Origin of the sequence: Kitasatospora sp. Root107 (assembly GCF_001424875.1) — a bacterium.
GTDB lineage: Bacteria > Actinomycetota > Actinomycetes > Streptomycetales > Streptomycetaceae > Kitasatospora.
Genome location: NZ_LMCT01000042.1, coordinates 1,701 through 10,954 on the forward strand (window position 1 = coordinate 1,701; position 9,254 = coordinate 10,954).

A 9,254-nucleotide genomic window follows, 5' to 3' on the forward strand; every position below is an offset into this window, starting at 1 on the left:
CAAGCTGTGATGCAGGCCGCCGCCCGCCGGTTCGGCATCGCCGGGCCCAGCCACTTCGCTGCCAGCAGCAGTAGCAGCCGGTGCGGTGCCCCGGAGGCCCGCCGCGACCCCCAGGTTCAGCCCGCGCCCCCGGAGCCGAAGGCGCCCGACCTCGCCGGGTTGCCGCGTGCCGGCGTCTGGCCGGTTGCCGGGGCCGTCACCCCGAGCTGGAACGTCGCGCCGGCCGGCGAGGTGCTCGCCGGGCTGGAGCGGGCCGCCCGGTAGGCCGGGGAGACTGTCCGGCAGGTGCGGGCGCTGCGCTGGGGCTGGTGCCGTCCTGGTCGAAGGCCCCGAAGGCCGGCGCCAGGATGATCAACGCGAGGGTGGAGACCGTCCACGAGAAGCCGGCCTTTCGGAAGGCGTTCAGGGAGCGGCGCTGCGTCATCCCAGGCGACGGCTGCTGCGAGTGGGAATCCGTCCCCGCCACCGGCGGCCACGGGCTGAAGCGCTGCCCGGCCGGCCGGGGACTCCAGGCTGCGAAGGTGAGACGTCTGCAGGGACGACCGGTTCGAGCCGCGATTGGAGGAAGTTACAGATTCTGCGGTGTCGTGCGACGATCGAACGAGAGCTCTTGACGGTGAGGTCGGCCCTTTCTAGATTCTAGATAACGCGAATATCGGAATTCAGGTTCCGTATCGCGGAAATTCCCCCATGGGTTGGGGCCTGTTCGCCGCAGGTTCCGGCAGCGCGGGCGACGGCACCGTCGTCCGCCAGGGTCGTCCCAGCGCCACCGTGCCAGTCCCGCACCTCGGTAGTCGTTCCCGGGCCCGAAGCCACCTCAGATGTGGAGGGACGCCCCATGGGACGTCAGGCCGTACTCACGAAGCCCGAGACCCCGCCGCACCCGGTCGACGAGCTGTTGCCGCCGGGACGGATGGCGACCGTCGCGCTCCAGCACGTGGCCAGCATGTACGCCGGGGTGGCCGCGCCGCCGCTGATCATCGGCGCCGCGGCCGGCCTGGACCCGGCCCAGCTCACCACCCTGCTGGCCGCCAGCCTGTTCATCGCCGGCATCGCCACCCTGCTGCAGACGCTGGGGATCTGGGGGGTCGGCTCGCGGCTGCCGTTCGTCAACGGCGTCTCCTTCGCCACGGTCTCGCCGATCCTCGCCGTGATCGAGGCAAAGAAGGGCGCGGCGCTGCCGTTGATCTTCGGCTCCACCATCGTGGCCGGGCTCTTCTGCTTCCTGCTGGCGCCGGTCTTCTGTCGGCTCGTCAGATTCTTCCCGCCGGTGGTGAGCGGCACGGTGATCACGCTGATCGGTGTTTCCCTGCTCCCGGTCGCCGGGAACTGGGCGCAGGGCGGCAACCCCTTTGCCCCCGACTACGGTTCGCTCTCAAATCTGGGCCTGGCGGGGCTCACCCTGCTCGCCGTGGTGCTCTTCAACCGCTTCCTGCGCGGCTTCCTGCAGCGGATCTCGATCCTGCTCGGCCTGCTGGTGGGCACCCTGGCGGCGATCCCCCTCGGCAAGGTGAACGCGCACGCGCTCAGCAGCCTGCCGGTCTTCGAGCTGCCGCACCCGTTCGCCTTCGGCGCCCCGCAGTTCCAGGCCGCCTCGATCATCTCGATGCTGGTGGTGATGGTGGTCTCGATGACCGAGTCGACCGCCGACATGATCGCGCTCGGTGAGGTCGTGGAGCGGCCCGCCGACAACCGCACGATCGCCGGCGGCCTGCGCGCGGACGGGCTCGCGACCGCCTTCGGCGGGGTGTTCAACGGCTTCATCTGCTCGGCCTTCGCGCAGAACATCGGGCTGGTGGCACTGACCCGGATCCGCAGCCGCTTCGTGGTGGCGCTGGCAGGTGTCTTCCTGGTGGTGATGGGTCTGCTGCCGGTGGTCGGCGGCCTGGTCTCGCTGGTGCCGCAGCCGGTGCTCGGCGGCGCGGGCGTGGTGCTGTTCGGCTCGGTGGCGGTGGCGGGCATCCGCACGCTGGCCAAGGCGGACCTGAGCGCGGGGTCGAACGCGATCATCGTGGCGGTCAGCCTCGCCTTCGGCATCTTCCCGATCGCCTTCCCGGACTTCTACCAGGCGTTCCCGGACCAGATCGCGACGGTGCTGCACTCGGGCATCTCGGCGGGCTGCCTGCTGGCGGTCACCCTGAACCTGCTCTTCAACCACCTGGGCCGGGGGCGCGAGGTACCGCCCGCGTACGTGCCCGAGGAGCAGATCGAGGCGCTGGGACGGGTGGGCGACCCGGTCTGACCTTGCTGCGGCCGGGCACCCCGCCGACCTCACGGCAGGCGGGGTGTCCGGCAACGCGCCGGCCCAGGAGCAGGATCCCAACGCGGTGCGAGCCGGACAGCGGCCGCTGCACACCGCGGGCGAGTCTGCCGGCGCATTTCCGCTCGCAGGTCGAGAACATCCTGCGCCAGGGGACACCGCGCGTGGCGGCCGCGACCCGGCGTCGGGTGGCAGTGCGCTGCCGTCGGGTGCCTCCCGCGGCGGTCGGCGCAGCGGTGTTCCCCGGCGGGCTTTCGACCGCCGGGGTCGGCCTGCCGCACCCGCCCGCACCCAAGCGGCTGGTCCGCGCCGGCGCCCGCGCCCCTCCTCACGCACCTCTGGTTCACCCACCTCGAAGGCAAGGCAGAGATGGCACCATTCGGTTCGCGCCGACGTACGCAGACCTCCGCTCACCCCGTGGACGAGGTCCTCCCGCTCCCGCAGCTGTCGCTGTACGGCTTCCAGCACGTCCTGGCGTTCTACGCCGGCGCGGTGGTGGTACCGATCGTGCTGGGCAACGCCCTGGGCCTCTCGCCCAGGGAGCTGGTCTACCTGATCAACGCGGACCTGTTCACCGCCGGTATCGCGACGATCATCCAGGCGTGGGGCTTCTGGCGGATCGGAGCCCGGCTGCCGCTCGTCCAGGGGGCCACCTTCACCGCCGTCGCCCCGATGATCGCGATCGGCCAGGGCGCCGGGGGCGGCACCGCAGGGCTGCTGGTCGTCTACGGGGCCGTCATCACCGGCGGGATCGCCACCTTCCTGCTCGCCCCCTTCGTCGGCAGGATGGCGAAGTACCTCCCACCGATCGTCACGGGAACCATGCTGACGGTCATCGGCATCGTGCTGATCCCGGTCGCCCTCCAGGACGTGGGCGGCGGCCCGGACCTGATCGGCAAGCCCGGCTACGGCGACCCGGTGAACCTGGCCTACGCCGGCGGGACACTGCTGCTCATCCTGCTGGTGGCACGGTTCGGCAACCCCTTCCTGAGCAGCGTCGCGGTGCTGCTCGGACTCGTCGCCGGCACCACGGTCGCCTGGGCGCTCGGAGACACAACCCTGGACACGGTCGGGCAGAGCGGCTGGTTCGGCATCAGCGCCCCGTTCCACTACGGCCTGCCGCGTTTCGAGCCACTCGCGATGATCGCGATGATCGTCGTCATGCTGATCACGACGGTCGAGACCACCGGCGACGTCTACGCCATGGGCGAGATCACCGGCCGCCGGGTCGACGGCGAGACCGTGGGCCGGGCCCTGCGCGCCGACGGGATCGCGACGACGCTCGGCGGCGTCTTCAACTCCTTCCCGTACGTGGCGTTCGCGGAGAACATCGGCCTGGTCAGGATCACCAGGATCAAGAGCCGATTCGTGGTGGTCGCCGCAGGCGTTTTCATGATCCTTCTGGGAATGCTGCCCAAGGCAGGCGCCGTGGTCGCCTCCATACCCCACCCAGTGCTCGGCGGCGCCGCAGTGGCCATGTTCGGCATGGTCGCCACGGTCGGCATCCAGATCCTCCGCCAGGTCGATCTGCGGGAGGAGCGCAACGCGCTGATCCTGGCAGTCAGCCTCGGCGCCGCGATGCTGCCGACCGCGGTCCCCCCACTCTTCGACCGCATGCCCGCGGAGGTCCGGGCAGTCCTTGGCAACGGCATCACTCTCGGCACCGCGACCGCGGTCCTGCTGAACCTCTTCTTCCAGGCGTTCACCAGCCGCAGAGCACTGAAAGACATCGACTGGGACGGCCTCGCAGAGGCCGACGAGGGTTGGGAACGCCCCGCCGTCCGCTGACCAATGCCGACCGGCCCCCCTTGCCCGGCGGAGCCCCACGCTCCGCGGGGCCCCATCGAGGTGACCCGAACGTGTCCACACCCCCTTTCTCTCCCGCCGAAGCCCGCGAGGCACGACTGCGGATGGGCATGACCCCCGAACAAGTCGCCGCCGCGATAGCCGGATTGGGCATCCACCTGAACCCCGGGATGGTGCAGGCCTGGGAGTCGGGCGAGAAAGTCCCGTCGGAGCTCCAGCTCTTCGCACTCGCCGACGCACTGTGGTGCCCCACCCCCGTACTGATGGCCATACGCCCCAGGACGCTGCGGGAGCACCGCCTGACCAGACAGCTGACCCGCGAAAGGCTGGCCCACCGCATCGGGATCGAGCCCCACGTGTACGCCAAGGCGGAGACCGAACACCGCTGGAACGGTGACAAGCAGCAGACCCGGGCACTCGCGGCGGCTCTCGGGATGCCTCCCGACGACCTGCTGGAGGTACTCGGCCAAGGCGGCCGACTGATCGAAATGCTGAAGCAGGCTCTCGACGGTCACTGGAAGAGCCACGTCACGTCGATCGCCGACTACGCAAAGGTCGAAGAGCGGCAGGCCCAATTCGCCCTTCGAGTTCTGCACCAGGAGTACAAGCAGTTCGCCGAGCGCTACCTGGGGCACGTGCTGGCCCGCAGTGAGCAGGCCAGACTGCGGGAGATCGCCGCTGAACGGGCCCACTGGCTGCGCCGGCTGCCGGAGTACTTCTGGGAGCTGGTGAGCCGTCCCCAAGAACGCTGAAGCACCTACAGCAGTCCAAGCTGGCCACGACCACCGAGTACACACGTGGCACCGGCATCCGACGCTGGGGCTGCCCCGCCATCAGCGGCTCGCCCTGCTGGACGCACTCCAGCCCCCAACCGACACACCACGCGAAGGGAATCCCCGTGGACGACGACCAGAACCACCAGCCGTTCCCGCTGGTGCTCTACCGGCACGACGGCGAGCTCATGATGCCTTCCACCCACGTCACCGCCCTGCTGCGCCGCACCGCCGAGACCTTCCGGCTGTGGCGGGTACGGGGCGAGGTGCGGATGGACCTGGAGACCACCGCCCGGCTGTACGACTCCCTGGTGCGCTACGCCGCCGACCTCGAAGCCGACATCACCTCCGCCGACGCGTACGGGCAGTCCCGTCCCGCTCCGGAGGCGGACCGGGCACGGGCGGACGACCTTGCGCAGGCCCTGGCCGAGGTGACCGCCGACCAGGGCCGACTGGGAGGCCGCGTGTCGGCAGTGGAACCGGGAGAACCCGGACTTCGCCGCGGACATCGCCCAGGCCGCCGAGGAGGCTCGCCGCTGATGTACCCCCTGTGCCTGACGGACCCCAGATATCCACCAGGCACGTACCTGGCCGGAGGCCAATTCTCATGTGTTTCACGGCTGCTGGGCACCCAAGGTCATACCACTGGCGCTGACCTTCGAATCGGTCGGTCACGCGGCCGGAGACCGACTGCCGCGCCTGCGCGTTCGGGACTCGCACGTTGTACCTATATCCGAACCGCTGTTTCGGCAGCCCGGGCGGGCGCGATCTCCAGCCAGATCGGCAAAGATCACCATTACGGCGAGTAGTGATCTCGTTACCCTGTATGGTCCGCAGAGAAATCCTTCGTGTGCTTCCCCCGTCCATCTTTCAGGTGGCGCGATTCTCCGCGCCCCCGGGGGAATCCCCGCCCTTCGCCGCTCTCTGCTGAGGATCCCGCATGCCACATCTTCCACGCCGCTTCGTCTGGCCGGCCGTCGTCGTCGCGCTCCTGCCGTTCTCTGGCATGTCCGCCGGAATCTCGACGGCCGCGGCCGCACCCTCGGCTGTGGGCAGCCAGGTCAGGTCCGGCCAGACTCCTGGCGCCTACTCGGACTGGCGCTTCAACACCAGCAGCGCCGTGACGGACGTCGACTTCCGGAACACCGTCGTCACCAGCCCGGGGAACGGCGACGTGTTCTGGGCGAACCAGTTCGGGTTCAACGGGAACACCTCCTACATCGGCTTCCAGCTCGCCAAGCAGAACGACGGGCAGTTCCTCTGGTCGACCTGGGCCGACAGTGACCTCCAGTTCACGGACGGAACCGAGGGATCACACTGCTGGAACAACGGTGGTGAGGGGCAGCATCTGCAGTGCACCAACAATGCCATCAACCACGGCCGCCCGATCACCGGGCACACGTACGCGTTCCACGTGGAGATCAACCCCTCGACGCACTGGTCCAAGGCCACCGTGACCGACGAGACGGCGAACACCAGCTTCGTCCTCGGCGAGGCCCTGCTGCCGAAGTCGTCGCAGATCAACTCGAGTTGGACCAGTTGGGTGGAGTACTGGGACTGGAACAACTCCTACTACGACTGCAACGACAACGCGTACGCCAAGAACCGGTGGGGGAAGATGACCGCCAACAAGGCGACTCTCACCGCCGAGAACACGGGGACGTCGACCAGCGGCACCTGCCAGGACATGGTCCAGCAGCAGAAGCAGGCCGACGGGACCCTGATCACCGAGACCGGACTCGGCCAGTCCGCCCGCTGGTCCCTGCGCTTCGCCAACGGCGGCTGCCTGGACCGCGGTGGCCGCGACTGGAAGATGATCACCTACTACTGCTCCCTCACCCCCAACAACAACCAGCTGTTCGTCTTCGCCCGCGACGGCAGCCTCCACACCGCGCAGGGCCGCGAATGTCTGCAGAGTTCCTCCCAGTCCGGCGCCAGCGTCGATCTCTACGGCTGTAGCGGTGACCTGCCTTCCCAGAAGTGGGCGTACGACACCCAGCGCAAGGCCATCGTCAATGCCAAGGGCTGGGCTCTGACGTCCAGTCCGCCGGTCAGCGGAGGCGATGCTCTTGTGACGGCACGGCCCTACGACGGGAGTTCCGAGCAGTTGATCGTCCCCGTCACGGACTAAATGTCCGACGAACGATCGGGGCGGCCGGGCGCCGTGGACGGCCGCCCGGCCGCTCTAACGGGCCAAGCCGTGCGCCAGTGGGTGGCCGACCGAGGCTGGTTCCGCTCGGGCCGTGCAACGACGAAGGGCCGACGCCGTCCGGTGTCGGCCCCTTCGTCGTGCCCGGGCTCACCGTCCTCGGTGACAGCCTGTCGCGTTAGAGCGCGTATCGGGCAACGGCCCAGCTGTTCAGGGTCATGACGGCGATGTTCGGCGTCGGGACCGGTGGCTCGTCGTCGTGCATCAGCCACACCAGGCGCTGCAGGAGGCGCTCCAGGTCGCGGTGCCGGTCGTCGGTGTCCTCGAAGGTGTCCAACAGTGAGCGCGCTCAGCCTGAGGTTGAGCGGGCGCAGGGCTGATGGTCCGTCACGGGAGGCTTGTTGGCGGGAGGGTGCGTCCCTAAGCTGGTCCAGGCGTGGAGTACCGGGGGAGGGAATGGCCATGATGAGACGTCTGGTCCCAGTCATCGCAGCGCTGGTGGCCATTGCCAGCTGCAGTTCGGGTGGGTCGGATGGCGATCAGGCCAGGACCGACGGCGAGTTGGCGTGCATGCTGGTGCGGATGCTGCCCGAGCGGATGCCCGAGCAGNGGCCAGCGGTTCGTCGGATCAGTCCTGGGACGTGGCGGTCGGCCGGCTGGGCGCGGCGGCGGAGGTGGCCCGGGTGGCCGCGCTGCAGGACAAGAAGCACCAGCCGCTCGCGGACACGCTCCACACTGCCCGGGAGACCTTCAACGTCAGCTTCGACCTCCACAGTGCGGAACCGGGTGTCAAGCAGGCACGCGCGCAGTGCTGACGGCGTGCTCGGCCCGGCCGCGCCGTGCGGCCCACCGAGTTCCGGCCTCGACCCGGGAGACGACATGCGCACTCGTCCTGCCTCCGCTCTCGCCACATTCGCGCTGGCCACGGGCATGCTCGTGAGCGCTCCTGCGGCTACCGCACAGGCCTCCGACTACCCGCACTGGGACTTCGACGTCACCCTGGGGAACACATACACGAGGGGCACGGTGACCTGGTTCAACCGGTCGGTCTCCGTAACGGGGGAGCACAAGTCGGTCGACCCGGCGAGCTGCCGGGGGACCACGGCGTTCACCCTCGACTCCGCTGGCCACCAGCTGAACCACAGCCTCAGCGATCACCAGGTGTGCGGCACCAGCGCCAAGTTCACTTTCAACGTGCCGGCAAACGTTCCCGGCGGGGCCGCGAGCGTACGGGTCTGCCTCGACAACGGCGCCCAGAATTCCCCGATCACGTACCTGCTCTGCGAGCGCCACGCCCGGCCGTCGTCGTAGCGCCACCCCGCGGCCCGGCGAGAGCCTGCAATCCGCCACCGAGGCCCAGGACGAGCTGTGGGCGCTGATCAAGATCATGCGGCATGTGATGCGGCAGGACCTGGGGGTGGGCGGGGAGTTCTAGTGCTGTTACCGCATAGGTTCACCGGGTTGCTTGATCACGCGGCGAGGACGGGGCGGCCTCCCGGCGGCGGCCTGATCAGCCGTCGGCGTTGAGCATCGCGCACTCCTCAACGCATGCCCAGGCTGCCGGGATGCCTAGTAGAAGAAGCAGCAGAGGTTGCCGCCCGTGGTCACTGCGGTCTCTGCGAGCTGGGCAACGGCTCGCACGAGGGCTGGGACGTCATCCTTGGTCATTTCGCCGCCGTCTTCGGAGCGAAGCCTCTCAGCCCAGCGGGCGGCAAGTGCCTCCAGCTCCTCGGGGCTGGCGTCGGCGAGCGAGCGAGTCAACCTGGGCGGAAGGGCGAACACTCCGCTGCGGTCATGGGTCTCGGGCACGATCCAACGCAGTGGTGCCACAGGCGCCGACGGCTCCTGGCTCCGCCGTCAGAAGGCCAGCCTGCGTCGTGGGGGATCCGGCAGTGGGCCGACAAAGTAGAGGTCCCACTCCTCGACCGCGCAGGGTGCGGAGAACCACTCGCCTGTCACCGAGGCGAACCGGTCCAGGCCGCGGCCCAGGCGCGCGCTGGCGGCGCTGCGGTCATCAGGGGCGAGGAAGAACGCTATGTCGGGGTTCACCGCGCCATGATGGCAGCTCTCGATCCCAGTGCCGGGATGACCCTGGCCGTCGTCATACCGCTTTGAACCTTGCGTCCCTCGATCCAACCGGCACGGTCCGTCTCACAGCCAACCCGGTGAACGTATGCGGCCAGAGCACTAAGGACTTGTCCGTCCGATTCGCCTCGCCGTGTGATCACTGCCCGTGCGACCGGCGGACGAAGGTTGTCCGCCGGTC

General features: G+C 69.1%; 9 protein-coding genes and 1 pseudogene. 8 read left to right on the forward strand and 2 right to left on the reverse strand.

Going from position 1 to position 9,254, the window contains the following annotated elements:
- The 7 genes and pseudogenes from ASC99_RS42350 to ASC99_RS28395 all read left to right on the forward strand — a co-directional run.
- A pseudogene (locus ASC99_RS42350) lies at positions 1-264 on the forward strand (hypothetical protein); the annotation flags it as partial.
- A gap of 83 nt (positions 265-347) precedes the next feature.
- The gene (locus ASC99_RS42355) at positions 348-614 is read left to right on the forward strand and encodes an SOS response-associated peptidase family protein (protein ID WP_369824250.1); all 267 of its coding nucleotides are present in this window, start codon (positions 348-350) and stop codon (positions 612-614) included.
- Between the two features lie 224 nt (positions 615-838).
- Positions 839-2,242: a nucleobase:cation symporter-2 family protein gene (locus tag ASC99_RS28375; RefSeq protein ID WP_063857221.1), complete on the forward strand. Its 1,404-nt coding sequence runs from the start codon at positions 839-841 to the stop codon at positions 2,240-2,242.
- A 435-nt stretch (positions 2,243-2,677) separates the two neighbouring features.
- Positions 2,678-4,048 carry a nucleobase:cation symporter-2 family protein gene (locus ASC99_RS28380; protein WP_369824249.1) on the forward strand — a complete coding sequence of 457 codons (1,371 nt, stop codon included), beginning with the start codon at positions 2,678-2,680 and terminating at the stop codon, positions 4,046-4,048.
- Positions 4,049-4,119: 71 nt separating this feature from the next.
- Positions 4,120-4,818 (forward strand): helix-turn-helix domain-containing protein, encoded by a 699-nt coding sequence (locus ASC99_RS28385; RefSeq protein WP_057237346.1) that lies wholly within the window; start codon positions 4,120-4,122, stop codon positions 4,816-4,818.
- A gap of 146 nt (positions 4,819-4,964) precedes the next feature.
- A complete protein-coding gene (locus ASC99_RS28390; RefSeq protein ID WP_057237351.1) occupies positions 4,965-5,648 on the forward strand; it encodes a hypothetical protein in 684 nt (227 codons plus the stop codon).
- 131 nt (positions 5,649-5,779) lie between these two features.
- Positions 5,780-6,970, forward strand: a complete 1,191-nt coding sequence (locus ASC99_RS28395; RefSeq protein WP_057237353.1) for a ricin-type beta-trefoil lectin domain protein — start codon at positions 5,780-5,782, stop codon at positions 6,968-6,970.
- A 196-nt stretch (positions 6,971-7,166) separates the two neighbouring features.
- Here ASC99_RS28395 and ASC99_RS39045 read toward each other — a convergent pair whose 3' ends face one another.
- Positions 7,167-7,325: a hypothetical protein gene (locus tag ASC99_RS39045; protein ID WP_157531805.1), complete on the reverse strand. Its 159-nt coding sequence runs from the start codon at positions 7,323-7,325 to the stop codon at positions 7,167-7,169.
- A 542-nt stretch (positions 7,326-7,867) separates the two neighbouring features.
- Between ASC99_RS39045 and ASC99_RS28400 the strand changes: the two genes are divergently transcribed.
- Entirely contained in the window at positions 7,868-8,299 is a 432-nt protein-coding gene (locus ASC99_RS28400) for a hypothetical protein (RefSeq protein ID WP_057237355.1), read from the forward strand.
- A 546-nt stretch (positions 8,300-8,845) separates the two neighbouring features.
- Here ASC99_RS28400 and ASC99_RS28410 read toward each other — a convergent pair.
- A complete protein-coding gene (locus ASC99_RS28410) occupies positions 8,846-9,037 on the reverse strand; it encodes a hypothetical protein (protein WP_057237358.1) in 192 nt (63 codons plus the stop codon).
- Between the last annotated feature and the right edge of the window lie 217 nt (positions 9,038-9,254).